Origin of the sequence: Paraburkholderia gardini (genome assembly GCF_907164545.1) — a bacterium.
GTDB lineage: Bacteria > Pseudomonadota > Gammaproteobacteria > Burkholderiales > Burkholderiaceae > Paraburkholderia > Paraburkholderia gardini.
Genome location: NZ_CAJQZB010000009.1, coordinates 41,211 through 65,665, shown reverse-complemented (window position 1 = coordinate 65,665; position 24,455 = coordinate 41,211). Strand labels below are relative to the sequence as shown.

At 63.1% G+C, this 24,455-nt stretch carries 21 protein-coding genes; 16 read left to right on the top strand and 5 right to left on the bottom strand.

The genetic code is table 11. The annotated features are described in order from the left end of the window. Positions 1–2: 2 nt before the first annotated feature. On the bottom strand, positions 3–1,814 hold the full coding sequence (locus tag LPA37_RS09020) for a chloride channel protein (RefSeq protein ID WP_229012335.1): 1,812 nt from the start codon (positions 1,812–1,814) through the stop codon (positions 3–5). Positions 1,815–2,335: 521 nt separating this feature from the next. Here LPA37_RS09020 and LPA37_RS09015 point away from each other — a divergent pair. The 11 genes from LPA37_RS09015 to LPA37_RS08965 all read left to right on the top strand — a co-directional run bounded on the left by LPA37_RS09015 (position 2,336) and on the right by LPA37_RS08965 (position 15,758). Beyond that, positions 2,336–3,274, top strand: coding sequence for a D-ribose ABC transporter substrate-binding protein (locus LPA37_RS09015; protein WP_229012334.1), 939 nt, complete (start codon positions 2,336–2,338; stop codon positions 3,272–3,274). 61 nt (positions 3,275–3,335) lie between these two features. Then, positions 3,336–3,992 carry a DUF2291 family protein gene (locus tag LPA37_RS09010; protein ID WP_229012333.1) on the top strand — a complete coding sequence of 219 codons (657 nt, stop codon included), beginning with the start codon at positions 3,336–3,338 and terminating at the stop codon, positions 3,990–3,992. Next, the gene (locus LPA37_RS09005) at positions 3,989–5,563 is read left to right on the top strand and encodes a sugar ABC transporter ATP-binding protein (protein WP_229012332.1); all 1,575 of its coding nucleotides are present in this window, start codon (positions 3,989–3,991) and stop codon (positions 5,561–5,563) included. The genes LPA37_RS09010 and LPA37_RS09005 overlap by 4 nt, the downstream gene beginning before the upstream one ends. Before the next feature lie 48 nt (positions 5,564–5,611). Beyond that, complete coding sequence (locus LPA37_RS09000; RefSeq protein ID WP_228982373.1) at positions 5,612–6,679, top strand: ABC transporter permease; 1,068 nt, start codon at positions 5,612–5,614, stop codon at positions 6,677–6,679. Between the two features lie 3 nt (positions 6,680–6,682). Further along, positions 6,683–7,783 carry a Gfo/Idh/MocA family protein gene (locus LPA37_RS08995; protein ID WP_229012331.1) on the top strand — a complete coding sequence of 367 codons (1,101 nt, stop codon included), beginning with the start codon at positions 6,683–6,685 and terminating at the stop codon, positions 7,781–7,783. After that, positions 7,780–9,801 carry a D-apionate lactonase gene (gene apnL, locus LPA37_RS08990; RefSeq protein WP_229012330.1) on the top strand — a complete coding sequence of 674 codons (2,022 nt, stop codon included), beginning with the start codon at positions 7,780–7,782 and terminating at the stop codon, positions 9,799–9,801. Before LPA37_RS08995 ends, apnL begins: the two co-directional genes overlap by 4 nt. 183 nt (positions 9,802–9,984) lie before the next feature. Continuing rightward, positions 9,985–11,355: an MFS transporter gene (locus tag LPA37_RS08985; RefSeq protein WP_229012329.1), complete on the top strand. Its 1,371-nt coding sequence runs from the start codon at positions 9,985–9,987 to the stop codon at positions 11,353–11,355. 41 nt (positions 11,356–11,396) lie between these two features. Then, complete coding sequence (locus LPA37_RS08980) at positions 11,397–12,227, top strand: phosphogluconate dehydrogenase C-terminal domain-containing protein (RefSeq protein ID WP_228982368.1); 831 nt, start codon at positions 11,397–11,399, stop codon at positions 12,225–12,227. 51 nt (positions 12,228–12,278) lie between these two features. Next, entirely contained in the window at positions 12,279–13,523 is a 1,245-nt protein-coding gene (locus LPA37_RS08975) for a ribulose-bisphosphate carboxylase large subunit family protein (protein ID WP_229012328.1), read from the top strand. Continuing rightward, complete coding sequence (oiaK, locus tag LPA37_RS08970) at positions 13,520–14,905, top strand: 3-oxo-isoapionate kinase OiaK (protein WP_228982366.1); 1,386 nt, start codon at positions 13,520–13,522, stop codon at positions 14,903–14,905. The genes LPA37_RS08975 and oiaK overlap by 4 nt, the downstream gene beginning before the upstream one ends. A gap of 145 nt (positions 14,906–15,050) precedes the next feature. After that, positions 15,051–15,758: a transcriptional regulator NanR gene (locus LPA37_RS08965; protein ID WP_228982411.1), complete on the top strand. Its 708-nt coding sequence runs from the start codon at positions 15,051–15,053 to the stop codon at positions 15,756–15,758. Positions 15,759–15,786: 28 nt separating this feature from the next. Here LPA37_RS08965 and ehuA read toward each other — a convergent pair whose 3' ends face one another. The 4 genes from ehuA to ehuB all read right to left on the bottom strand — a co-directional run bounded on the left by ehuA (position 15,787) and on the right by ehuB (position 18,961). Beyond that, complete coding sequence (gene ehuA, locus LPA37_RS08960; RefSeq protein ID WP_324251774.1) at positions 15,787–16,614, bottom strand: ectoine/hydroxyectoine ABC transporter ATP-binding protein EhuA; 828 nt, start codon at positions 16,612–16,614, stop codon at positions 15,787–15,789. A 71-nt stretch (positions 16,615–16,685) separates the two neighbouring features. Next, a complete protein-coding gene (ehuD, locus tag LPA37_RS08955) occupies positions 16,686–17,345 on the bottom strand; it encodes an ectoine/hydroxyectoine ABC transporter permease subunit EhuD (protein ID WP_228982365.1) in 660 nt (219 codons plus the stop codon). Then, positions 17,342–18,001: an ectoine/hydroxyectoine ABC transporter permease subunit EhuC gene (gene ehuC / locus LPA37_RS08950; RefSeq protein WP_228982359.1), complete on the bottom strand. Its 660-nt coding sequence runs from the start codon at positions 17,999–18,001 to the stop codon at positions 17,342–17,344. Before ehuC ends, ehuD begins: the two co-directional genes overlap by 4 nt. Positions 18,002–18,106: 105 nt before the next feature. After that, on the bottom strand, positions 18,107–18,961 hold the full coding sequence (ehuB, locus tag LPA37_RS08945; protein WP_229012327.1) for an ectoine/hydroxyectoine ABC transporter substrate-binding protein EhuB: 855 nt from the start codon (positions 18,959–18,961) through the stop codon (positions 18,107–18,109). Positions 18,962–19,190: 229 nt separating this feature from the next. Between ehuB and ehuR the strand changes: the two genes are divergently transcribed. The 5 genes from ehuR to LPA37_RS08920 all read left to right on the top strand — a co-directional run bounded on the left by ehuR (position 19,191) and on the right by LPA37_RS08920 (position 24,404). Next, entirely contained in the window at positions 19,191–20,588 is a 1,398-nt protein-coding gene (gene ehuR, locus LPA37_RS08940) for a MocR-like ectoine utilization transcription factor EhuR (protein WP_228982407.1), read from the top strand. Positions 20,589–20,752: 164 nt separating this feature from the next. Then, complete coding sequence (eutB, locus tag LPA37_RS08935) at positions 20,753–21,757, top strand: hydroxyectoine utilization dehydratase EutB (protein ID WP_229012326.1); 1,005 nt, start codon at positions 20,753–20,755, stop codon at positions 21,755–21,757. Then, on the top strand, positions 21,754–22,782 hold the full coding sequence (locus LPA37_RS08930) for a cyclodeaminase (protein ID WP_228982350.1): 1,029 nt from the start codon (positions 21,754–21,756) through the stop codon (positions 22,780–22,782). Before eutB ends, LPA37_RS08930 begins: the two co-directional genes overlap by 4 nt. Positions 22,783–22,867: 85 nt before the next feature. Then, on the top strand, positions 22,868–23,905 hold the full coding sequence (gene doeB / locus LPA37_RS08925; RefSeq protein ID WP_229012325.1) for a N(2)-acetyl-L-2,4-diaminobutanoate deacetylase DoeB: 1,038 nt from the start codon (positions 22,868–22,870) through the stop codon (positions 23,903–23,905). Between the two features lie 7 nt (positions 23,906–23,912). Then, positions 23,913–24,404 carry an Lrp/AsnC family transcriptional regulator gene (locus LPA37_RS08920; RefSeq protein WP_228982345.1) on the top strand — a complete coding sequence of 164 codons (492 nt, stop codon included), beginning with the start codon at positions 23,913–23,915 and terminating at the stop codon, positions 24,402–24,404. Positions 24,405–24,455 lie beyond the last annotated feature (51 nt).

The following is a 24,455-nucleotide window of genomic DNA, read 5'->3' as shown; positions in this document are numbered from 1 at the left end:
TTTTATCGCCTCACGTCGGCGTGCTTGCCTGGCACATCTTCCCGCTTGTTGGTCGGCGCCATGCGCGTGCTACGCGGAATCCACACGCGGCGGAATTGCTCGACTTCATGCTCGTCCGCGAACACCGACATTGAAGGCTTGACGAGGTCGTGCCGCGATACGATGCCGAGCAGACGATACGTGTTCTCGTCTTCGACCACTGGAACACGATCGAGTCCGGTAATTGCGAGGCGAGCGGCCACGCTTCTACAAGTCTCTCGCGGCAGCGCGATTTCGGGCCGCGTTTGCACGAGGAATGTGCCAAGCGGGGCATCGGTTTTTTCCGGGGGAATCTGATCGAGCAGCGTCCGGTCTGCCATGCCCACAAGGATTCCGGAGTCGACAACCGGATAGGCGCGGTACTTCTGCTGTGCTCCGAAATAGTCCCTGAGCACCTCGGCGACCGTCGTTTTCGCGTCGATCGTTTCGATGGTGCGAGTCATGACCTCGTCGACATAATGTCTCTCGAGTGGATCGATGCTGTACTCGCGATAAATGTGATAGCCGCGGCGGGCAATTTTTTCGGTCAGAATTGAGCGGCGCATGAGAAGGACCGTAAAACCATAGGCGACCGCGGCGGCCGCCAGCAGGGGAAGCAAGGCATTTGCGTCGCCCGTCAGTTCGAATGCGAATACTGCTGCCATCACGGGCGCGCGCATCATGCCGCCGAGCGCCGCGGCCATGAAAATGAGCGGCCAGACCGCGGGCTCGCCTCCGGGCATGTACGGGGCGGCAACGGCGCCGACGCCTGCGCCCATCATCAGCAAGGGAGCCAGTACGCCACCCGATGTGCCCGAGGCCAGCGCGATCACCCAGATGATCGCCTTGACCAGGACGATCGCGATCACGACCCGCACAGCAAGGTGGTTTTGCAGCAGGTCTCCGATCACGTCGTATCCGACGCCGAGCGTGCGCGGCTGACAGTATCCGCCGATACCGACTGCGATTGCGCCCAATGCCGGCCACCACATCCAGTGGATCGGCAGCCTGCCGAACATATCCTCGACCTTGTAGAGCACCGTGGACAATCCCCAGGACAGCGCACCGGCGATCAATCCCGCAATGGCCGACGACACGAGACCGATCGGACCGAGCGGTAACGTATGCAGCGGAAACAAAGGTCCGCTTCCCAACAGCAATGGCCGGGTGAAGCCTGCCACGGCACACGCGATGGCGACCGGCAAGAGGCTGCGAGGCCGGAGTTCGAATAGCAAAAGCTCGATGGCGAGCAGCACGGCCGCAACCGGCGTGCCGAACACCGCGGTCATGCCGGCGACCGCGCCCGCAACCAGCAGCGTCTTCCTTTCGGCACTCGACAGATGGAAGTATTGAGCAATGAGCGAACCGATCGCTCCGCCTGTCATGATGATCGGGCCTTCCGCGCCAAAGGGGCCGCCGCTGCCGATCGCGATCGCCGACGCGAGCGGCTTGAGGATCGCCACTTTGGGCGACATCTTGCTCTTTCCGAACAGAATCGCTTCGATGGCCTCGGGTATGCCATGGCCGCGAATCTGTTCCGAACCGAACCGGGCAATCAACCCCACCAGCAGGCCGCCAATCACCGGAGCCGCCACGACGAACAGTCCAAGCGTGTTCTGCGACGGTGAATGGTTCGCCGTGGATATCGTGTGGAAGAAGAACAGATTCGTGAACAGGCGGATAAGGTGCAGCAGAAAATCGGCGACGACGGCGCTCAACGCTCCGCCAACCGCCGCGATGGCACTGATACGCAGAAGTCGGACATCTGTTGCGAAATCGCCCTTGTGTTCGCTCATGGTTCCCTTTGCTTGACGGCCGAAGATCTATAACGCCCGGGGCGTATATATATCACAATGTGATGTATTGCGCTAAATAGTTATGAGTCTGTCCTTTCCCCGTCACCGGGCCGATCTTTCAGGACGCATACGGGCCCCGGCGCCAGCGCACGGATCAGGCACGGTCTGTTCGTATGGTCCTGTTTGCCGTCGTATTTGCCAGACCAGGCCGGGTACGCTGCTTCAAGATCGGGAGATTCCTGTTCGGCAGAATGGCCGGGTAGCCGAATACGATCTTCAACATCTGCAGATCCGGTGGCGGTGCCTTGTAGCCGCGCTCGTCGAATTCATACTTGAAAACGCTATCCACGGGCCGTCCCGGAGCTAGCGAAAACCCTGGCCAAATCGCTCTTCCATGCCTGAATGCAACTGGTATGATGACATCATGACGCCATAAGTGACGAGTGCGACAACAAGAAGAAACGCGCCTGTCCAGAGCGACTGGTTTTGCAGTGCACAGACGTTTACACAGGAGACAAACGATGAAGGCCTCAAAACACTGGCTCGCGCTGGCGGCAGCCACGATTACCCTTTTCACCGCGGCGGGGGCTGCTGAAGCGGCCAGCCTGATCGCCATCATTACGCCCTCGCACGACAACCCGTTCTTCAAGGCCGAAGCGGATACCGCGAATGCGCGCGCCAGGGCGCTTGGCTACGACACGATCGTCCTCGTGCATGACGACGATGCGAACAAGCAGTCGAATCTGGTCGACACCGCCATCGCGCGCGGCGCCAAGGCCATCATTCTCGACAACGCGGGCTCCGAGGCATCGATCGCAGCGGTGCGCAAGGCGAAGGCGGCGGGCATTCCGTCGTTCCTGATCGATCGCGAAATTAACGCGACAGGCATCGCCGTTTCGCAGATCGTATCGAACAACTATCAGGGTGCGCAGCTTGGAGGCCGCGCATTCGTCAAGGCGCTCGGCGAGAAAGGTAACTACGTCGAGCTCGTTGGGCGCGAAGCCGATATCAACGCGGGTATCCGTTCGAAGGGCTATCACGATGTGATCGACCAGTTCCCGAACATGAAGATGGTCGAGCGGCAATCGGCCAACTGGAGCCAGACGGAAGCGTTTAGCGTCATGGAGACCATTCTGCAGAGCCACCCCGATATCAAGGGCGTGATCGCGGGCAACGATACGATGGCCATGGGGGTATCGGCTGCACTGAAGGCCGCGAAACGCAGCGACGTGATCGTGGTCGGCTTCGACGGCAGCAATGACGTTCGCGACGCAATCATGCGCAATGACATTCGGGCGACAGTCCTGCAACCGGCCGCGCTGGCTGCAACAGAAGCTGTAGAGCAGGCAGACAAATATATGAAGACCGGTTCGACCGGCAAGCCTGAAAAACAGTTGATCAACTGCTCATTGATTACCAAAGCGAACGCCGGCAAGCTCGACATGTTTGCCCTGCGCTAAAGGCAGGCCCCTGGGGGTGGAACGCCTCCAGGTTCTCATCCGGCGTAGAGCGAGGACATTCATGAGAGCTTCTGTATGCGCGGCGGTCCTGCTGGTCGCGAACTGTGCGCTGTCCGGTTGCAAACTCGTCAAGAACGACCCCCAGACGGCCAAAGGTCCACGCGATGCCTATGCGTCGGCGGGCTATGATCCGAACGCGATGGTCGCTTCGATGTGGAGCACGAAAGTGGTGCCCGACGTCGAGAAGCGCGCGACCGATATCAGGGTACTGCTGGACGCGATCAAAACCGATCCCGACGCGGCCGGCAGGAAGTACGGCTATCGCGGCAAGGACGACGGCGCCCCGTGGAATTTCCCGACGAAGGTGCACGGCACGATCGTGTCGGTCGACACCGATTCGAGTCAGGGAACCGTCGGCGTCGATACCGATGGCGATGGCAAGGCCGACGTCATCGTCGACATCGGCCCGACTGTGCTGGGCACGACCCTGCGCGATTCGCTCGACTTCCTCTCGTTCACGGATTTCCGCAATCAGATCGAGTACGCCAGGTTCGGGACCGCACTCAACGCATATGCCGTAGCGCGTGTGATGAAACCGTTACCGCGCGACAGGCTCAACGGACAGACGATTACGGTGACTGGCGCTTTCTCCTATGACAGCTCCAGTGACCAGCCGGAAGTGGTTCCGCTAGCGCTCGCGCTCGGGAGCAAACCATGAGCGCAATCCTCGCGAAAAGCGACGCCACGGACGACATCATCCTTCAGGTCGAAGGCGTGACGAAGATGTACCCGGGCACCGTCGCGTTGAAGGACGTGAACTTCGATGTACGACGCGGCGCTGTCAACGTGCTGGTGGGCGAAAACGGCGCCGGAAAATCGACGCTGATGAAAATCATCGCCGGCGCGGAGCAACCCGGCTCTGGGCGATTGCTGCTCGATGGCGAGCCCATTGAACTGACAAGCAGTTCCGACGCGTTGCGGCATGGCATCGGCATCGTGTTTCAGGAGTTGAACCTGTTCCCGAATCTGTCGATTGCCGAAAACGTCTTCATTGCGCACGAAATCACACGCGGGCGCATCGACATCGACGCCGGCGCGCAACGTCGCACAGTGCGCGAGTTGCTGAAGCGGCTCGAACTCGACGTCAGTCCGGATACGCTGGTTGAGGACCTGCGCATCGGGCAGCAGCAACTGGTCGAAATCGCCAAGGCGCTGGCTCATGACGCGCGCATCCTGATCCTCGACGAACCGACTTCCGCGCTGAGCGCGGCCGAGGTCGAGGTGCTGTTTCAGGTGATCGCGGATCTGAAGTCACAGGGCGTTGCCATCGTCTATATCTCGCATCGGCTCGAAGAGCTGATCCGTATCGGCGACTACATCACGGTGCTGCGCGATGGCCGTATCACCGGCAATCAGCCAATGGACCTGGTGGATGTGCCGTGGATCGTGCGGCAGATGGTCGGGCGTGAGACGAAAGATTTTTCCCGCCCGATCGGACACGAGCGAGGCGGCGAGGTGTTGACCGTGCACGATATGTCGCTGCCGCGCAAGGGAACGGGCCTGCTGGTGGACCACGTGTCGCTGTCGCTGCACGCGGGCGAGATTGTCGGCATCTACGGGCTGATGGGAGCGGGGCGCTCCGAACTGTTCGAATGCATCCTCGGCTGCCATCCGCATGCCACGGGCGACGTGGTGCTCGACGGCAAGCCGCTGAACGGCAAGGCGATTGCAAAGCGCGTGGCCGACGGTCTTGCGCTGATCCCCGAGGACCGTAAAGCCGACGCGTTGCTGCCGATTCTATCGATCGGCAGCAACATGACGCTGTCGAGCCTCGCCGGTTTCGCGCGGGGTTTTCATATCCTGCGCCAGCGCGAGCAAAACGCCATTACGCGTTTTATCCGGGACCTGGCGATCAAGGTGGCCGACGCGTACCTGCCTGTCAGTTCGCTCTCCGGCGGCAACCAGCAAAAGGTGATCATCGCGCGCGCATTGATGACGGCGCCGAAGGTATTGCTGATGGACGAGCCGAGCCGCGGCATCGACGTAGGCGCGAAGGCGGACATCTTCAAGGTGATGCGGGACCTCGCTGTCAAAGGGCTCGGTATCCTGTTCGTCACGTCCGATCTCGAAGAGGTGATGGCGCTGTCCGACCGCATTCTGGTGATGTCGAACGGCCGTATCACGGCCGAATTCGATGCAGCCGGGGCGACGCAGGACGCGCTTGTCGCGGCATCGGCGATCGGACACCGCGTGGACATGCATGAAGCCGGGCAAGTTGCCGCTGCCTGATCTGGCGCGACGCATGCCGGCCTGACCGTATTAATGGAGATCCCGTTCATGACCCTGGCCATAAAAAGCGCTGCACCCGGTGCGAATTTCGGAGAGGCGCCGCTTCTAGTCCTGCTCAAGCTGCGGACGTTCATCGCGCTCTTTGCGGTCGTTATTTTCTTTTCGTTCGCGGCGCACAATTTTCTCAGCATCGAGAACATGCTGATCATGTCGCGTCACGTAGCGCTCAACGCGTTCCTCGCGATCGGCATGACGTTCGTCATCGTGACCGGCGGCATCGATCTGTCGGTCGGCTCGATTGTCGGTCTTTCGGGGATGGTGGCAGGCGGCCTGATTCTGAACGGCATTCCGGTCGGCAGCAGCTACACCCTTTACCTCAGCGTGCCCGAGGTGATCTGCGTCGCGTTGCTATCGGGTGTCGCGGTCGGCGCGTTGAACGGCCTGCTGATCACCCGCCTGAACGTCGCGCCGTTCATCGCCACACTCGGCACGCTGTATATCGCGCGCGGCGCGGCGCTGCTGTCATCGGGTGGCGAGACGTTTCCCAACCTCACGGGCAATCCGGATTACGGCACGACAGGTTTTCCGATCCTTGGCAGCGCGTCCATCCTCGGCATCCCTTTGACGGTCTGGCTGCTGGTCGTAGTCGGCGTATTCGCGGCCTATCTTGCGGCACGCACGCCGCTTGGGCGGCAGATCTATGCGATCGGCAGCAACGAGCGCGCGGCGCAACTGTCCGGCGTGCGCGTCAATCGCGTGAAGATGTTCGTCTATATGTTCTCGGGCTTTTGCGCGGCGATCGTCGGGCTGATCATTTCATCCGAACTGGTTGCGTCGCATCCGCTGAGCGGCGAGACATTCGAACTCAACGCGATCGCGGCGGCCGTGCTGGGCGGAACGTCGATGTCGGGCGGCCGGGGCCGGATCGGCGGCACGATCATCGGCGCATTCGTGATCGGCATTCTGTCCGACGGGCTTGTGATGATGGGCGTCAGCTCGTTCTGGCAGACGGTCATCAAGGGTGTGGTGATCGTGGCGGCCGTGGTCGTCGACCAGGTGCAGCGGCGCGTACAGCAACGCTTCGCATTGCAGAAGCAGGCCGCGACGGGAGCATGAACGATGAATGCAACAAACGCGGGGGCGAAGCGCTTCAGGGGCGGGTTGACCGGATGCGGGTTCTTCTCGCGAAACCATCTGCACGCCTGGCAGGACATCGATGCTGCCGAAATCGTCGCGCTGTGCGATGCGGATAGCGAGCGGTTGCAGGCAACCGGGCAGGCGTTCGGTATCGAGCGCCTGTACACGGATGCAGCGGCGATGTTGAGCGCGGAGGAACTGGATTTCGTCGACATCGCCACGACGGCGCCGAGCCACCGCCTGCTCGTCGAAATGGCGGCACATGCAGGCGTCGCGACGATCTGCCAGAAGCCGTTCGCGTTGACACTAGCCGATGCACGCGCGATGGTTGCCGCGTGCGATCAGGCCGGTGTGCCGTTGATGGTCCATGAGAACTTTCGCTGGCAGCCTGCCATTCAGGCCGTGGGCCGCGCGCTGCAAGACGGTCTGATCGGCGCGCCATTCTGGGGCAGGGTGTCTTTTCGTTCAGCGTTCGACGTGTTCAGCGGACAACCGTATCTCGCGCAGAACGAGCGCTTCATCGTCGAAGATCTTGGCATTCATGTCCTCGATGTTGCACGGTTCCTGTTTGGCGACGTCGAACGCCTCAGTGCGACCACCTCGCGGGTGAATCCTGCAATCGCCGGTGAAGACGTCGCGACGATTCTGCTGACGCATGAGTCCGGCGTGACGAGCGTGGTGGACTGCAGCTATGCATCGCGGCGCGTGCAGGAGCTGTTTCCGCAGACGTTGATCGAAGTGGATGGTGCGGACGGCACGCTGCGATTGTCGGCGGACTATCAACTGGAGATCCACAACCGTGACGGCACGCACAGGCAAACCGTGACGCCGCCGCGGTTGGCGTGGGCATCCGCGCCCTGGGAGGCCATTCAGGGCAGCGTCCTGAACATTCAGCGGCACTGGATCGAATGCCTTCGCAATGGATGCGAACCGGCGACGAGCGGCCGCGACAATCTGAAGACACTCACGCTGGTCGAAGCAACTTATCTTTCCGCGCGCGAAGGTCGAACGGTGACGTTGAAGTCGCTCGAAGAAGAAGCGACCGTGGACACGTCCGGTTCGTTGAGCGCGGTGTCGCGATGAATGATCGTGAGACCGCGCTCGCGCACGTGTATTACGGCACCTCGCAGATCGAAGCGCAAGGGCAGACTCTGGCGACCGGACCGTGGTCCACGATGCTCGTCGACGGCGCGTTGCGCGATATCCGTTATCGGGGCACCGAAGTCATACGGGCGATCGCCTGGCTCGTGCGCGACCGGGATTGGGGCACCTGCCGGCCCGTGATACGCGACATCGAAGTCGACTCGCATGCGGAACGCTTCCGTGTCTCGTACACCGCCGAATGCACGAATCCCGACGGCCACGTCCTGACCTGTGCGGTCACGATTGATTGCGACGCTGACGGCGCGCTCGAATTCCGCGCGCGCGCGACGGCGCAAACCGACTTTCTTGCCGCGCGCTGCGGCTTCGTGGTTCTGCATCCGGTCGACGGCGTGGCGGGCGCGGCGGCGCGCGTCGGGCATGGTGACGGCACGGTCGACGCGTCGTCGTTTCCCGCATTGATCGATCCGTGGCAACCGTTCAAGGACATCCGCACGATCGAGCATTCGCCTGCGTCAGGGCTGAACGTACGCTGCTCTTTCACGGGTGACGTCTTCGAAATGGAAGACCAGCGCAACTGGTCGGACGCGTCGTTCAAGACTTACTCGCGGCCGCTCGAACTGCCGTGGCCCTATACGATGGAAGCGGGCTCGACGCACGAGCAGTCGGTGCGTCTTCAGATCGAAGCCGCGCGGGAGCAATCGCCGACGTTGCCGGCAGTGCCGCATCGGGAATGCAAAGTCCTGATCGACCTGCACGGCATGAACGAACCCATGCCCGCTCTCGGCGTCGCGATTGCACCCGATGAGATCGACGCGGCGTTTGCGAATCTGCCGTTGCTGGCCGAACTCGCGCCGCAGCAACTGACGCTGCACTTCGATCCGCTCGCCGGTCACGGTCAGGCGGAGCTCGACCGGTTCGCGCAATTCCAGCGTCGCGCCGGGATTGCGGCCGTGCTTGAATGCGCGCTGCCCGGCGTCGGCGCTCCTGAAGAGGAATTGCAATCGATTGCGGTACAGATCCGGCAGGCCGGGCTCGCGTTGACCGGCATCGTCGTCAGTCCGTCCGTACACCGGCAGTCGAATCCGCCGGGGAGCAGCAGCCCGCCGTGCCCGTCGCTGGACGATGTGTACCGCGCCTGCCGTCGGGCGTTTCCGGATTTGCGTCTGGGCGGCGGGATGCTGAGTTACTTCACGGAACTCAACCGGAAGCGGCCGCCACTGGATCGGGTCGATTGGGTCACGCATGCAACCTGTCCAATCGTTCACGCAGCCGACGATCGCAGCGTAATGGAAACGCTGGAGGCGATCCCGCATATAACGCGCTCGTGTCGCGCGTTGATCGGCACGCAGCCGTATGCGATCGGACCGGTATCGATCGGCATGCGACAGAACCCGTATGGTTCGCGCGTGATGCCCAACCCGCAAGGTGCGCGCGTGGCGATGGCCGGTGACGACCCACGTCAGCGCGGTCTGTTTGGCGCCGCCTGGCTGGCGGGTTATGCGATGGCGCTGGAAGGCGCCGCGCTCGAGTGTCTAACTCTCGGCGCGTTGACAGGACCGCGTGGGCTGGCCGGTGGGCTGGCCGATAGCGCCACGGATCCGGCGCGCTACCCGGTATTTCATGTCGCGGCTGCGCTGGCGCGGATGGCGGGTAGAAGCCGGTTGCAGTGCCGCTCCGAAAGACCTCGGGACGTTGCGTGCTTCGGGGCGCGGGACGCCGGGGGACGCCTGCGTCTGATCATCGCCAACCTGACGCCGGAGAAACGCACGGTGCGGCTGGATTCCGGTTGCGGGAACAGGATGGGTGAACTGGGCGTCGCGACGCTCGACGAATCGTCGGCGGCGAAGGCGCGCGTCGGGCGCGTACTGGCGGACGCCATCAGCACCGGGTGCGACACCTTCGCCCTCGATCCATTTGCCTGCGTCCAGATCGCTTCCGGGCTGACACCTTTTGGACGGGATTTCCCGCCATACGAAGCCCGACGTTCATCTTCCTGACCGGCTGTCGACGTCAACGCGAAAACGCGTGATGGCGGAACGACCGATGCCCGCTTTTCTTGCTGATGAAACTTACTTGGTGAATACCCCAGTGTCTAAATTTCAAGCATGATGGTCTACTCATCATACCAGTTCATCACATGAGTGATGTGCACGAAAGGCGGCCAGCCTGGAGGATGTGAGATGCAAACCGTACCTGTGGATCCCATCGAACGATCGGCCATACGCAAGGTGTCGATCCGGCTGGTGCCGTTCGTGGCGTTGATGTTCTTTATCAATTTTCTCGACCGCACGGCGATCTCGTTCGCCGGTCCGAACGGCATGACGAAGGATCTCGGCTTGAGCGCCGGGCAGTTCGGGCTCGCAGCCGGCGTGTTTTTCATCGGCTATATCGTGCTGGAAATTCCGAGCAACCTCGCCTTGCACAAGTTCGGCGCCCGTCGCTGGCTGGCGCGGATCATGGTGTCGTGGGGCATCGTCGCGCTGCTGTTCACGTGGGTCAGCAGCATTCCCGGCCTGTACACGTTGCGTTTCCTGCTCGGCGTCGCCGAGGCGGGATTTTTCCCGGGCGCCATCCTGTTCCTCAGCATGTGGGTGCCCGCGCGATATCGCAGCCACATCCTCGCGCTCTTCTACCTGGCGCAACCGCTGACGATCGTGATCGGTGCGCCCGTCGCCGCCTTGCTGATCGAGGCGCATGGCGTGCTCGGGCTCGCGGGCTGGCGTGTGATGTTCTTCGGTGTCGCTGTGCCGGCCATCGTGATCGGCGTCGTGGCATGGTTTTATCTGGCTGACCGTCCATCGCAGGCGCGCTGGCTGACACCCGCCGAGAAAACCTGGCTCACCGCCGAACTCGAAGCGGAGGAGCGCGTCCGCGCCGACGCTTCCACACCGCACTCGATGCATGCGTTTGCCGCCCTCAGAAGCGGCCGCGTCTGGATGTTCGCGCTGATGTATTTCGGCCTGATCTACGGTCTCTACGCGCTGGCATTTTTCCTTCCGACGATCATCGGCGGCTTCGAAGGCCAGTTCGGCACGCATTTCAACGTGTTCCAGAAAGGCTTGATCACGGCCATTCCGTATCTGCCCGCCGCAATCGCACTGTTTTTCTGGAGCCGCAACGCGACGAAACACGGCGTACGTGCCTGGCACATCGGTGTGCCGGCGCTGATCGGCGCGGCGAGCATCCCGGTCGCGCTGTACATGCAATCGCCGGCGGCCACCGTCGCGGTGATCACCGTCACCGCTTGCGCGATCTTTTCCGCGCTGCCGAACTTCTGGGCACTGCCCGCGCGTTTCCTGTCCGGCGCCGCCGCCGCCGCGGGCATTGCGCTGATCAACACCATCGGCAATCTCGCGGGCTTCGTCGCGCCGTATCTGACTGGCGCAGTCAAGGACGCCACGGGTTCCTATCACATGCCCATGTTTGTCGTCGGCGCACTGATGCTGGTTAGCGCGGGACTCGCTTTCGCGTTCTGCAGTAACTCGCGGCTGCAGCAATCCGGCGACGGCGCTGCACCTGCGGCGCTCGAACCCCAATCGCATTCAGGCTAGCTGTCGCGCATTTCAATGAATCCATGCAAGGAGGTCGCACCATGAAAGAAAAGATCGCACTATTCGGCGCTGGCGGAAAGATGGGTTTTCGCCTCACCAGCAACCTGTTGAAGTCCGACTACCGCGTCGCCCACGTCGAGGTGAGCGAGGCAGGACAGAAGCGCCTCAAGGAAGAATTGAACGTCGAGTGCGTATCGGTCGATGCAGCGCTCGACGGCGCGCAAGTGGTGATTCTCGCCGTACCTGACACGCTGATCGGCAAGCTCAGTCACGAGATCGCGCCGAAGCTGCCGGCGGGCACGATGGTGATGACGCTCGATGCCGCGGCGCCGTTTGCAGGTCATCTGCCAAAGCGCGACGACCTGACGTATTTCGTCGCGCACCCGTGTCATCCGCTGATCTTCAACGACGACGCCGATCCCAGGGCGCGCCGCGATTTCTTTGGGGGCGCGTATGCGAAGCAGTCGATCACCAGCGCGCTGATGCAAGGTCCGGAAGCAGCGTTCGATCTCGGTGAAGATGTGGCGAAGGTGATCTACGCGCCGATTCTTCGCTCGTATCGACTGAGTGTCGACCAGATGGCATTGCTCGAACCCGGCCTGTCGGAAACGGTCTGCGCGACGCTGCTGTACGTGATGCGCGAAGCGATGGACGAGACCGTGAAGCGAGGCGTGCCCAGGGAAGCCGCGCGCGACTTTCTGCTCGGCCACATGAACATCCTGAGCGCGGTGATCTTCAACGAAATTCCCGGCGCGTTCTCCGATGCGTGCAACAAGGCGATCGAATTCGGCAAGCCGCGGCTGATGCGCGACGACTGGAAGAACGTGTTCGATCATGCGGAGATCGCCGAGAGTATTCGCCGGATTACCTGACAGACCGGAGAACCATGCCTGCATGCTGATTTATGAACAGGGACTGATATCGTGAGCGAACGTATCCACGCCACTTACTGGCTCGAAACGGGCGATGATCCACAGCGCGCCGCCGACGTGATTGCCGGCGAACAGTCGAGCGGCACCTTCGTCGCGCTGCCCAACGAAACGCCGGAACTGAAGGCCCGTTCGGGCGCGCGTGTCGAGCGCCTCACCGTGCTGGAGACGGTTGGCGCGCCGAGCCTGTCGGGTGGAATCGCGTCGGACACGTACACGCGTTGCACGCTCGAACTGTCGTGGCCGATCGGGAACATCGGTCCATCGTTGCCGAATCTGATGTCCACGATTGCCGGCAATCTGTTCGAGTTGCGCCAGGTGTCGGGCCTGCGTCTGACTGAGCTCAGACTGCCGCCGTCGTTCGCGGCGGCCTATCCGGGGCCGGCGTTCGGTATCGAAGGCACGCGGCGGCTGAGCGGCGTGACCCACGGACCGTTGATCGGCACGATCATCAAACCGAGCGTGGGCCTGTCGGCGGCGGAGACCGCGCAGCAGGTGCGCGAACTCGTCGCGGGCGGCATCGACTTCATCAAGGACGACGAGTTGCAGGCGGATGGTCCGCATTGTCCGTTCGACGAGCGCGTGCGGGCGGTCATGCGCGTGGTCAACCGGGAGGCGGATCGCACCGGCAAGAAGGCGATGGTCGCGTTCAATCTGACCGGCGACCTGGACCAGATGCGTCGTCGCCACGATCTCGTGCTGGCCGAGGGCGGGACGTGCGTGATGGCGGTGCTGAACTCCGTCGGCCTCGTCGGCCTGCATGAACTGCGTCGCCACTCGCAATTGCCGGTTCACGCGCATCGCGCTGGCTGGGGGTATCTGTCGCGCTGCCCGGAACTCGGCTGGGACTACGCGCCGTGGCAAATGATCTGGCGTCTTGCCGGTGCCGACCATTTGCATGTGAACGGACTGCGCAACAAGTTCAGCGAACCCGATGACAGCGTGATCGCCGCCGCGCGCGCGGTGCTCGCGCCGGTGATGCCCGAAGCGCCGATGCCGGCGATGCCCGTCTTCAGTTCGGGACAGACCGGCCTGCAGGCAGCGGACACGTACGCCGCGATCGGCTGCGCCGATCTGATTCATACAGCCGGCGGCGGCATTTTCGGTCATCCCGGCGGCGTGGCGGCAGGCGTCGAGGCGTTGCGCGAGGCATGGGTCGCGGCCATCGCAGGGGTGCCGCTGAAGCAGCATGCTGCACGTCATCCCGCACTGAACGCCGCGCTGGAGTTCTGGAAATGAACGGAACGAGCGAGGCGACGTGGCCCGATGGGCTGCTGCTCGCTTATTACGGTGACGACTTCACCGGGTCGACGGACGCGATGGAGGCCATGTCGGCCGCCGGCGTGCCGACGGTGCTGTGTCTGCAACAGCCCACGCGCGAGTTGCTGGCGCGATTTCCAGAAGTTCGATGCGTGGGCATGGCCGGCTCTTCACGTGGACGTTCGACCACCTGGATGGACGACGAACTGCCAGAGGCATTTGCAAGCCTTGCCGCGCTCGGTGCGCCGATCCTGCAATACAAGGTTTGCTCGACGTTCGATTCGTCCCCGGAGGTCGGGTCGATCGGCCGCGCGATCGACATCGGCGTGAAGCATATGCCCGGAAGCTGGTCGCCGATGGTGGTGGGTGCGCCGCGCCTGAAGCGTTATCAGATGTTCGGCAACCTGTTTGCCGCGGTCGATGGTGCCGGCTACAGACTCGACCGGCATCCGACGATGTCACGGCATCCCGTCACGCCGATGAACGAGGCCGATCTTCGCCTGCATCTCGCGAGGCAGACAGCGCGCCGCATCGAACTGATCGACATGATCCAGCTTCGCGGCAGCGATATCGACACCCGGGTGCGCGCACTGAGCGCAGCCGACACGCCGGTGGCACTGATCGACGTGCTCGACGAAGAGACGCTGGCGGCGGCGGGCCGTTTGATCTGGGAGCAGCGCGGTGAAGGGATCTTTACGGCGGCGTCGTCGGGCTTGCAATACGCGCTTGCGGCGTACTGGCGAGCGTGCGGCCTGTTACCGCCGACGCCATCGCTACCCGTCGCCGGACCCGTTCAGGCGATTGCTGTAGCAAGCGGCAGCTGCTCGCCGGTGACGGCCGCGCAGATCGGCTGGGCGCGCGCGCACGGTTTTCACGCGGAGCGCCTGGATTTGCACAGGGCGCTCGATCCGCGCGATGGCGCCGCGGAGATCGAACGCGTCGTGACGGCGGCCGGACAGGCGTTGACTCAGGGGATCAGCACGATCGTGCATAGCGCCGAGGGGCCGGACGATCCGGCGGTAACCGGCTTCGACGCCATTGCATCGTCAGCACGGCTTGCGCGCCACGACGCGGCGCGCATGGTCGGGCACGCATTGGCGGAGGTGATGCGGCGGCTGCTCGACCGCTTCGATCTGCCGCGTGTAGTGGTCGCGGGTGGCGACAGCTCGGGCGAAGTGGCAGGCGCGCTCGGTATCGATGCGCTGAGCGTCGTGGCAGGACTTGCGCCAGGCGCCCCTCTGTGTCGCGCGTGGTCCGCCGAGGCGCGGCGCGATGGTCTGCAAATCGTGCTGAAAGGCGGCCAGCTGGGCGATGCGGCATTCTTTGGCGCAGTCAGGGAAGGGCGGGTGTCGGGGGCGTGACGTCGGGACGCGTGTCGAAACAGCGAACGGTTGCGCCGCGGCCAGTGGTCTTGCGGTGTCACGCTCACCGTTCGCCTGGCACGCTTCCATCTGTCGGGTGGTCCGTGGTAAGGTCATTACACCACCTGTTTTATGCGGACATGTCATGGCTGAGATCATTCAGCGTAGAAAGCTGTATCAGGAAGTTGTCGACCGGCTCATGGAGCGCATCCGCTCGGGCGAAATTGCGCCGGGCGCCCAGCTTCCATCCGAGCGGGAGTTGATGGAAATTTACGGGGTAGGCAGGCCGGCTATCCGCGAAGCGCTGCAAACGCTGGAGCGCTCCGGCATCGTCGAGATCGTCCACGGTGAGCGCGCGAGGGTCGTCGTTCCCACGGCAGACCGGCTGATCGCGCAGGTTGCCGGCGGCGCGATGCATCTGCTGCGCAGCCATCCCGACATGCTGGTCCACCTGAAAGAGGCGCGCGTCTTTCTCGAGATGGGTACTGCGCGTATGGCGGCGGAGCGGGCAACGGAGGAAGACGTCGCCCGGCTGCAACTCAGTGTCGCCCGGCACCGCGCTTCAATGGTCAATCTCGAGGAGTTTATCGAGCGGGACATGGCGTTTCATCGCGAGATCGCGTTGATCAGCGGCAATCCGATTTTTCCGTCGATTGTCGAATCGCTGTTTCGCTGGGCGGGAGAGTACTACCAGCCGCTAGTGCGCGCGCCGGGTGCCGAGGAATTAACGTTGTCGGAGCATCAGCGAATCGTCGATGCGATCGCGAAACATGATGGCGACGGCGCGGCTGAAGCGATGCGTGCGCATTTGAATCGCGCAAACGACTTGTACCGGATTCTCAGCCGCGCGTAAATGTCGGACTGCGACACCATCGCAAACCTCACACCGCTTCCTTCACAGCCCGCAGGAACTGCTGCGTCCGTTCATGCCGGGGCGCGCTGAAGAACTGTTGCGGCGGACCCTGTTCGATGATCTTGCCCTGCGAGAAAAAGCACACACGGTCCGCGAATTCACGCGCGAAGCCCATCTGGTGCGTGACCATCAGCATCGTCAGATCGTGCTCGCTGCCGAGCCGCCGGATCACGTTCAGCACTTCGCCGCACAGTTCAGGATCGAGCGCCGACGTTACTTCGTCGAATAGCATCACCTTCGGCCGCATCGCCAGCGCGCGGGCAATCGCCACGCGCTGCTGCTGACCGCCGGATAGCTGCGATGGATAGTGATTGCATTTGTCCTCGAGGCCGACGAGCGCGAGCAGGTCGCGGGCGCGCCCAGTCGCTTCCTTGCGTGAGAGCCCCAGTACCTGAATCGGCGCTTCGATCGTATTGGCGAGTGCCGTCATGTGCGGAAACAGATTGAAGCTCTGAAACACCATGCCGATCTTGCTGCGCACGCGCCGTAGATGTTTGACCGAGGCCGGCACCAGCACGCCGTTCCTGCGCATGTGCGTGAGCGGTTCGCCGTCCACTTCGATCATGCCGTCGGTCAGCGGATCGAGCGTCATCAACACGCGCAACAGGGTCGATTTTCCTGAACCGCTCGGGCCGATGATCGCCACTTTCTCATTGCGGCCGACTTCCAGATCGAGTTCGTCGAGTACCGTCAGCGCACCGTAGCGCTTCGTCACGCCGGTAAAGCGCACCATTGGCGCATCGCCTCGCGCACCGGTCTGCGACTCAAGTACGGCGGCGGGATCGTCTCGTTTCATTGGGTTCTCCACGGATGGATCCGGATGCGAAGGGGGGTGAGCATCGAGGGCATCAAGGTCGGTCTTCATGGTCACGGCAGCCTCAATCCGTTTTCAAGCCGTCGCACGAGTTGCGCGAAGCTCACGCTGATCAGCAGGAAGAAGATGCCCGCCAGCGTGATCGGTTCCAGATAACGAAACGTTTCCGAGCCGATGTTCTTGGCCTGCTGCATCAATTCGACCACGGTGATCGCGGACAGCACGGGCGTGTCCTTGAACATCGCCACCAGATAATTGCCGAGTGCCGGAATCACCGCGCGAATCGCCTGTGGCAGGATCACGCCGCTATAGGTGCGCCACGGCGACAGCGACAGCGCGCACGCCGCTTCCCACTGGCCGCGCGCCACGCCGTTCAGGCCGGCGCGATACACCTCGGACGTGTAGCACGCATAGTGCAGCGCGATACCGATCGTACCCGCGGTCAGCGCGGACATCGTGATGCCGTACACAGGCAGCACATAGAACAGCACATAGACCTGAATGAGCAAGGGCGTGCTGCGAATGAATTCGACGACGAACCCGACGGTCCGCGCCAGCGGTTTGATCGGGCTGCGCCGCAGCACCGCGAACACGAGTCCGAGCACCAGCGCGACGGAGAAACCGATCAACGTGATGAGGATCGTGTACATCGACGCGTGCAACAGGGCGGGCAGAATCCGTACTGCGTAATGCAGATCGAAGAAGCTGTTCATCGAACGGCCCTCTGATTGATGCCATGACTCACACGGCGTTCGAAATACCGCATCAGTGTGGCGAGAATCTGCGCGAGCACGAAGTAGATGAGCAGCGTGAGCGTGAAAATCTGCGCGGTCCTGAAGGTGGCCTCATCGAGTTGCCGGGCGCGGAACGTCAGGTCCGACAGCGTGATCAGCGACACCAGCGAGGTGCCCTTGAGCAGCTCGATCATCAGATTGGTGGCGGGCGGCAACGCGTTGATCATTGCTTGCGGCAGGATGATGCGGCGCATCCGGGTCAGTGGCGACAGGTTGAGCGCGAGCGCCGCCTCGAACTGGGCGCCCGGCACCGAGCGCAGCGCGCCACGCAGGATTTCCGAGCCGTACGCGCCGTAGTGCAGACCGAGTCCGACGATCGCGACGGTAAACGGCGTCATCTCGATCCGGAACGGCGGCAGGGGCAGCACGAAGAAAAACCAGAACAGTTGCACGAGCAACGAGGTGCCGCGAAAGGTCTCGACATAGGCGTTGCCGAGCCAGCGCAGCGGTGCCCACGGCGCGAGCTTCGCGGCCGTCCCGACGAACGCCATGGCGATGGCGAGCACGGTGCTGCACGCGGCGATCCCGATCGTGACGAGGGTGCCCTGGAGCAGCAGGGGAAACAGTTCACGCATGGCGGTTCCTCGCTTGCATGACGGCGCGCGCGGTTGCGCGCGCCTTAAGCTTCATGACCGGCCTTCGATACCACGTTGCCGATGAGCCGGGCGTGTAGCGGGCTACTACTTGCCGCAGATGTCCGCGGCGGTACGCGTCGTCAGATTCGATCTGTCGAAGCCGAACGGGGCGACCGTTTGCAGATGGTCGGGCGTGCCAAGCCATGCGTGCAATTGCTTGTCGACCGCATCGCGCAGATCGGTGTCCTCGGGACGGAACGCGAGCGCGCCGTAGCCGGTGTGCTTCGGATCGTCCGTGAACTTTGCCACCGCTTCGACCTGGCCAGCGTCCTTGGCGGCGAGGCCTTTCATCGTCAACGTCGTACCGGCGGCCGCATCGGCGCGGCGCGCACGCACGGCCTGCAGTTGCGCGGTGGTGTCGGGCACCTGTATCAACTGGGCATCTTTCACGCCTGCATCGCGCGAATTGGCGAGCTCGACCGCGCCGGCCATCACGGCCAGCTTCAGGTCGGGCTGTTTGCCGATATCGCCGAAGCTATGCAGATTCTTCGGATTGCCCTTCAGCACGAGCAGCGTGTCCTCGATCTGGTACTGCGGATCGGCGAACGCCACCTGTTTGCAACGCTCCGGCGTGATGTACATGCCGGCGGCGATCACGTCGAAACGGCCCGCGCGCAGGCCCGGAATCAGCGAACCCCATTCGGTCAGCACGCCGTCCACTTTCTTCACGCCCATTTTGGCGAAAATCTTGCGGGCGATCTCCGGCGATTCGCCCGTAACCTTGCCGTCAGGTGTCGTGTAGGCAAACGGCGCTTCGTTTGCATAGCCGATACGCACTTCGCCGGTGCGCTGGATGCGCTGCAACGTCGTTTCCGCCGATGCGCCCTGAGCCTGCGTCACCAGAGCCGCCGCGGCGACGCAGAGCGCTCCCAGCAATCCTGAAGTGTGCTTCGCTTTCATATCGATCCCATTCCGTGGCGTTTGAATGTCGCGGTGCATCATGCGCCGCAGCGGGGTGAAAGGCCGGCGTTGCTGCTGACCGACCCGGCCGGCAGCGCGTCCGTGAATGCAGGATACAAAGCCATATTTTTGTTTGCTAATGCTCTAGGACAATAATTTTCATGCACTGTTTGGCCGCACTATCGGAGCGAGGTATGAATGCGTGACCCGACAACAGCGGAGGGCAGCGGTGATCGAGCAATGGCGGGAAGCCGTGCGTGCGGTGCACGGCGTGGAATCGAAATATAAGCGGCTGGTCAAGGCGATCGCGGGCGACATCGAAAGTGCTGCGTTGCTGGCGGGCGCGCGCCTGCCGCCGCAGCGCGACGTCGCCGGAGAACTGGCGATCAGCGTGCAGACGGTGACTAACGCCTATAAGGAGCTGGAGCGGCAAGGGCTGATCCGTTGCGAGGTGGGGCGCGGCAGCTTCGTGGCGGCGCGCGTCACTGAAACCATGTCGAGCTATATGCTCGATACGGCCGAGCGCTCGGTGGTCGACTTCTCGATCGCGCGGATCATCCATACGCAGGAACACGACGCCATGTGGCGCAAGGTGTGCGCGACGCTCTCGACGCTCGACGACCAGCCCTGGATTCGCGCGTTCCGGCCCATCGCGGGCTTCGAGCATCACCGGCAGGCCGGGATCGCGTGGCTCGCGTCGTTGGGCATGCCGGCTTCGGCGGATACGCTGCTGGTCACGAACGGCGCCGCGCATGGCATCTTTCTGGCGCTGGCTTCGCTGGTGGGACCCGGCGACACGGTGCTGTGCGAAAGCCTCACGGATCACGGCGTGATCGGCTCGGCGAACGTACTGGGCTTCACGTTGAAGGGTCTTGAGATCGACGAGTACGGCATTCACCCCGAACACTTCGAGGAGATGTGCGATAGCGAGCGCATCACGGCCCTTGTCTGCACGCCCACCCTGAACAATCCCACGGTCGCGCTGATGCCCGATTCGCGGCGTCGCGCGATTGCGAAAATCGCCGAGCGCTACGGCGTGTACGTTATCGAGGACGATGTCTACGGTCCCTTGCCGGCAAAAGCCGGCACACCGATTTCGAGTCTGATTCCCGATCTGTCGTTCTATTGCACGAGTTTGACGAAGTCGGTCATGGCCGGTTTGCGGATCGGCTATCTCGCCACTCCGCGGCGGCTCGCGCTACGCGCGGAAAGCGTGCTGCGTGTGAGCAGCTGGATGGCGACGCCGCCGATGGCCGAGGTGGCGACGCGCTGGATCGTCGATGGAACTGCCGCACGGCTCGTGGAAATACAGCGCGAGCTTCTGGGGCGGCGTCAGGCGCAATTGCAGCAAACGCTCGGCAACTATGTGCTCGGCGCGCATCCTCAGGCACTGTCTGCCTGGTTGCGCGTGCCCGACCACTGGCGTACCGACCGTCTGGTGAGGGAACTGCGCAACCGCGATATTGCCGTGACTTCGCCTGATCCATTTCTCGTGCGCGACGCGGACCGGCCGAATGCGGTACGCGTGTGCGTCGGCGCCGAGGTCGGCGAAGAGACCTATAAAAGCGCACTGGAAACGATGCGCGACGTGTTCGAGCAGTACCCGCAGGTGCACGATTTCACCTGACCTCAAGTGGATTCCGCTCTGCTCGCATGAAATGAACTAGGACAATGGAAATCGTTTTTTAGAACATTAGACTGGGCTGCATTGAAAACGATGCGGCCGCAACCAGCGTAACAACGCAAGTGCGACAGCATCGGAATTGAACCCTTTCGTGCAGGGCCGCGTTCATGTCCGTTCTGTCGTTAGCCGATGTCTACCGCGCGCGTCGCCGTATCGAGGGGCGCGTCTGCCATACGCCGCTCGTCGAATCGCAAAGCTTGTCGGCGAGGGCGGGCACGCCGGTGTTTCTGAAACTCGAAACCGTGCAGCCGACCGGCAGCTTCAAGCTGCGCGGGGCCACCAACGCACTCGCCCGACTTGCCGAACAGGGCTGCCGGAAAGTCGTGACCGCCTCGACGGGCAATCACGGCCGCGCGGTTGCGCATGCGGCCCGCGCGCTGGGTATCGATGCGACGGTCTGCATGTCGACGCTGGTGCCGGGGAATAAGGTCGATGCGGTCCGGGCGCTCGGCGCGCACGTGCGGATTGCCGGCAAAAGCCAGGACGAAGCTGAACATGAAGCGTTGAGACTGGTGCGCGAAGAAGGCTTTGCCTACGTCCCGCCATTCGACGATCCGCACGTGATCGCCGGTCAGGGGACCATCGGACTCGAAATCGTCGAGGCGTTGCCGGAGGTCGCGAACATCGTCGTGCCGCTATCCGGCGGCGGCCTGTTTGCCGGCATTGCGTTCGCCGCCAAAAGCGCGAATCGCGCGATCGGCCTGACCGGCGTGACGATGGCGCGTGGCGCCGCAATGCATGCGAGTCTTGCGGCCGGCCAGCCGGTACTCGTGGAAGAGGTCGAAACGCTCGCCGATTCGCTCGGCGGCGGCATCGGACTCGAAAACCGCTATACGTATGCGCTCACGCGCGATCTGATCGACGAGACCGTATTGCTCGACGAAGCGTCGATCGCACGCGGCATCGTGCATGCATACCGGCATGAACGGCTCGTCGTGGAAGGCGCGGCCGCTGCAGGCATCGCCGCCTTGCTCGATGGCGTATTGCCGGCCGGGCGCATCAAACGCGGGCCGCTCGTGCTCATCGTGACGGGCGCCAATATCGATATGGACCAGCACCGCCGCATCGTCGATGCCGCGTCGACCCAACCTGCCTCGCACACTGTCTCATGACCTCGATCACGCTCCTCGGCGAAGCTGAGCTTCGCCAACTCGTGCCGCTCGATCTTGCCGCCGTCGACCAGGTCGAAGCAGCCTTTCTCGCACTCGCCACCGAAGCTGTCGCGATGCCGCCGATCCTGCGTCTCGATCTGCCTGGACACAACGGCGAAGTCGACGTCAAGACGGCGTATCTGCCGCGCTTCGACAGCTTCGCTATCAAGGTGAGTCCCGGGTTTTTCGACAATCCGTCGCTCGGTTTGCCGAGTCTGAACGGGCTGATGCTGGTGTTGTCGGCAAGGACCGGCCTGACCGAAGCGGTGCTGCTCGACAACGGTTATCTGACGGCCGTGCGCACGGCAGCCGCCGGCGCGGTCGCCGCGCGCTGGCTGGCGAAGCGGCATACGCCGCAAGTCGCGGTGCTTGGCGCCGGCGAGCAGGCACATCTGCAATTGCGGGCGTTGATGCTGGTGCGTCGTGTCGAACATGTGCGCGTATGGGCGCGTAATCCGGCTAGCGCACAGCGTTTCGCGCAGGAGATAACCGCCTCGCTCGGCGTGCGCTGCGACGTTGCACGCGATGTCCACGATGCGCTCGCCGAAGCGGACGTCGCGATCACCACCACGCCAAGCCGCACGCCCCTGATCGAAGCCGGGGACCTGCATCCAGGCCTGCACATCACGGCGATGGGTTCCGACACCGAGCACAAGAATGAAATCGCGCCGGCAGCGCTCGCGGCGGCACGCTATGTATGCGACCGCGCGCAGCAAACGCGCGTGCTGGGCGAGTTGCATCACGCGCTGAAGGCTGGCGTGATGCGCGCCGACGCCGCGATAACGGAGCTGGGTCAGGTGATTGCCCGGCAGGCCGCGGGCCGCGTCGATGAAACCGATGTGACGATCTGCGACCTGACCGGCACCGGCGCGCAGGACACCGCGATTGCCTCGCTCGCATTGAAGCGGGCGCATGCCGCGGGCGCGGGGACGGTTTTTCGCAATGACGTGAAGCGCCAGGACGGGACGACGTCTGAAACGACATAACGGGAAGGAACGGGATACGGGCGTGTTCCGGCATCGAAATGTTCCATGGCACGCCGTGCAAGCTGTTCGTGACGGAGTAATACATATGCGGGCATCACCTATTCAGCCGACGGTCGATTTCAACGCCGGGGGCGAACAACATGGCTTTCTGAAGTTGCCACATTCGCACGACACGTCCGCGTGGGGTGCGGAGATGATTCCGGTCACGGTGATCCGCAACGGCGACGGACCGACGGCGCTCCTCACCGGCGGCAATCACGGCGACGAATACGAAGGCCCGATCGCGTTGTCGAAGCTGGCCGCGACCTTGAAAGCCAAAGACGTCAAAGGGCGCGTGATCATCGTGCCGTTCATGAATTTTCCCGCGTTCCGCGCGGGCAGCCGCACGTCGCCGATCGATCGTGGCAATCTGAATCGCAGTTTTCCCGGCAAACCGGACGGCACGATCACCGAAAAGATCGCCGATTATTTTCAGCGTTATCTGTTGCCGCTCGCCGATTACGTGCTCGATCTGCACGCCGGTGGCCGCACGCTCGACTTCGTTCCGTTCGGCGCGATTCATCTGCTGCCGGATGCCGGTCAGCAGGCCCGGTGCGAAGCGGCGATGCATGCGTTCGGTGCACCGTATTCAATGCGGATGCTCGAACTCGATAGCGTCGGCCTGTACGACACAGCGGTTGAAGAAGCGGGCAAGGTTTTTGTGTCGACCGAACTCGGCGGCGGCGGTACGGCGACGGTGCAAAGCGTGGCGGTGGCGGAGCAGGGCGTGCGCGGCTTCCTGCAGCACGCGGGCATCCTCGGGCAAGACGAGGCCATGCGTCAGACAAGGCATGAAACCCCGCGCACCACGACGCTGCTCGACATGCCCGACAGTACCTGCTTTACGACGAGCGAACACGACGGTCTGCTGGAGTTGTGCAAGGACCTGGGCGAGAGCGTTGAAAGCGGCGAAGTGATCGCGCGGATCTACGACGCCTCGCGTACCGGCGTCGCGCCCGTCGAATATCGCGCGCGACGCAGCGGGCTGCTCGCGGCCCGGCATTTTCCGGGCCTCGTGCGGATCGGCGATACGGTGGCGGTGGTGGCCGATGTCGTCGAGCGCGGCATACCGGTGACGGTCTGATCTCGCGATGAAACTCGACCGCTACGATCTGGCGATTTTGCGCATCCTCGCGCACGACGGACGCATCACCAAGTCGCATCTCGCCGGGGAGATCAATCTGTCGATCTCGCCGGCGTGGGAGCGCGTCAAACGCCTGGAAGAGGGCGGCGTGATTCGCGGTTATCGCGCCGATATCGACTGGGTGCGCGCCTTCAAGGGCAGCCGCGTGGTGGTCGAGGTCACGCTGGCGCGCCATACCGCGCACGACATGCGGCGCTTCGAGGAGCGGATCGCCGCCGCACCGGAGGTCGTGCAATGCCACGCGACAGGCGGCGGCGTCGACTATGTGATGCACGTGATGTCGCGCGACATCGACCACTACCAACGCTTCATCGATTCGCTCCTGACCGACGAACTGGGTATCGAAAAGTACTTTACCTACATCGTCACGAAGGTGGTGAAGAGCAACGCGGAAGGCTTGCCTGACTGGGCGGAACAAACGATTGGCGACGGTAGTTAAAGCGCATCGCGATCTCGCCAGAAAATCGCCACGCGTCGCGGTGAAATCCAG

What these genes read in the sequence shown, in the direction of transcription:
- ehuA (WP_324251774.1), bottom strand. Translation starts at nt 16,614, where the DNA reads ATGAAACGAGACGATCCCGCCGCCGTACTTGAGTCGCAGACCGGTGCG.
- ehuD (WP_228982365.1), bottom strand. Translation starts at nt 17,345, where the DNA reads ATGAACAGCTTCTTCGATCTGCATTACGCAGTACGGATTCTGCCCGCC.
- LPA37_RS08985 (WP_229012329.1), top strand. Translation starts at nt 9,985, where the DNA reads ATGCAAACCGTACCTGTGGATCCCATCGAACGATCGGCCATACGCAAG.
- LPA37_RS08980 (WP_228982368.1), top strand. Translation starts at nt 11,397, where the DNA reads ATGAAAGAAAAGATCGCACTATTCGGCGCTGGCGGAAAGATGGGTTTT.
- ehuC (WP_228982359.1), bottom strand. Translation starts at nt 18,001, where the DNA reads ATGCGTGAACTGTTTCCCCTGCTGCTCCAGGGCACCCTCGTCACGATC.
- LPA37_RS09020 (WP_229012335.1), bottom strand. Translation starts at nt 1,814, where the DNA reads ATGAGCGAACACAAGGGCGATTTCGCAACAGATGTCCGACTTCTGCGT.
- LPA37_RS08965 (WP_228982411.1), top strand. Translation starts at nt 15,051, where the DNA reads ATGGCTGAGATCATTCAGCGTAGAAAGCTGTATCAGGAAGTTGTCGAC.
- LPA37_RS08995 (WP_229012331.1), top strand. Translation starts at nt 6,683, where the DNA reads ATGAATGCAACAAACGCGGGGGCGAAGCGCTTCAGGGGCGGGTTGACC.
- LPA37_RS08920 (WP_228982345.1), top strand. Translation starts at nt 23,913, where the DNA reads ATGAAACTCGACCGCTACGATCTGGCGATTTTGCGCATCCTCGCGCAC.
- LPA37_RS09000 (WP_228982373.1), top strand. Translation starts at nt 5,612, where the DNA reads ATGACCCTGGCCATAAAAAGCGCTGCACCCGGTGCGAATTTCGGAGAG.
- LPA37_RS09005 (WP_229012332.1), top strand. Translation starts at nt 3,989, where the DNA reads ATGAGCGCAATCCTCGCGAAAAGCGACGCCACGGACGACATCATCCTT.
- doeB (WP_229012325.1), top strand. Translation starts at nt 22,868, where the DNA reads ATGCGGGCATCACCTATTCAGCCGACGGTCGATTTCAACGCCGGGGGC.
- LPA37_RS09015 (WP_229012334.1), top strand. Translation starts at nt 2,336, where the DNA reads ATGAAGGCCTCAAAACACTGGCTCGCGCTGGCGGCAGCCACGATTACC.
- LPA37_RS09010 (WP_229012333.1), top strand. Translation starts at nt 3,336, where the DNA reads ATGAGAGCTTCTGTATGCGCGGCGGTCCTGCTGGTCGCGAACTGTGCG.
- eutB (WP_229012326.1), top strand. Translation starts at nt 20,753, where the DNA reads ATGTCCGTTCTGTCGTTAGCCGATGTCTACCGCGCGCGTCGCCGTATC.
- apnL (WP_229012330.1), top strand. Translation starts at nt 7,780, where the DNA reads ATGAATGATCGTGAGACCGCGCTCGCGCACGTGTATTACGGCACCTCG.
- oiaK (WP_228982366.1), top strand. Translation starts at nt 13,520, where the DNA reads ATGAACGGAACGAGCGAGGCGACGTGGCCCGATGGGCTGCTGCTCGCT.
- LPA37_RS08930 (WP_228982350.1), top strand. Translation starts at nt 21,754, where the DNA reads ATGACCTCGATCACGCTCCTCGGCGAAGCTGAGCTTCGCCAACTCGTG.
- ehuB (WP_229012327.1), bottom strand. Translation starts at nt 18,961, where the DNA reads ATGAAAGCGAAGCACACTTCAGGATTGCTGGGAGCGCTCTGCGTCGCC.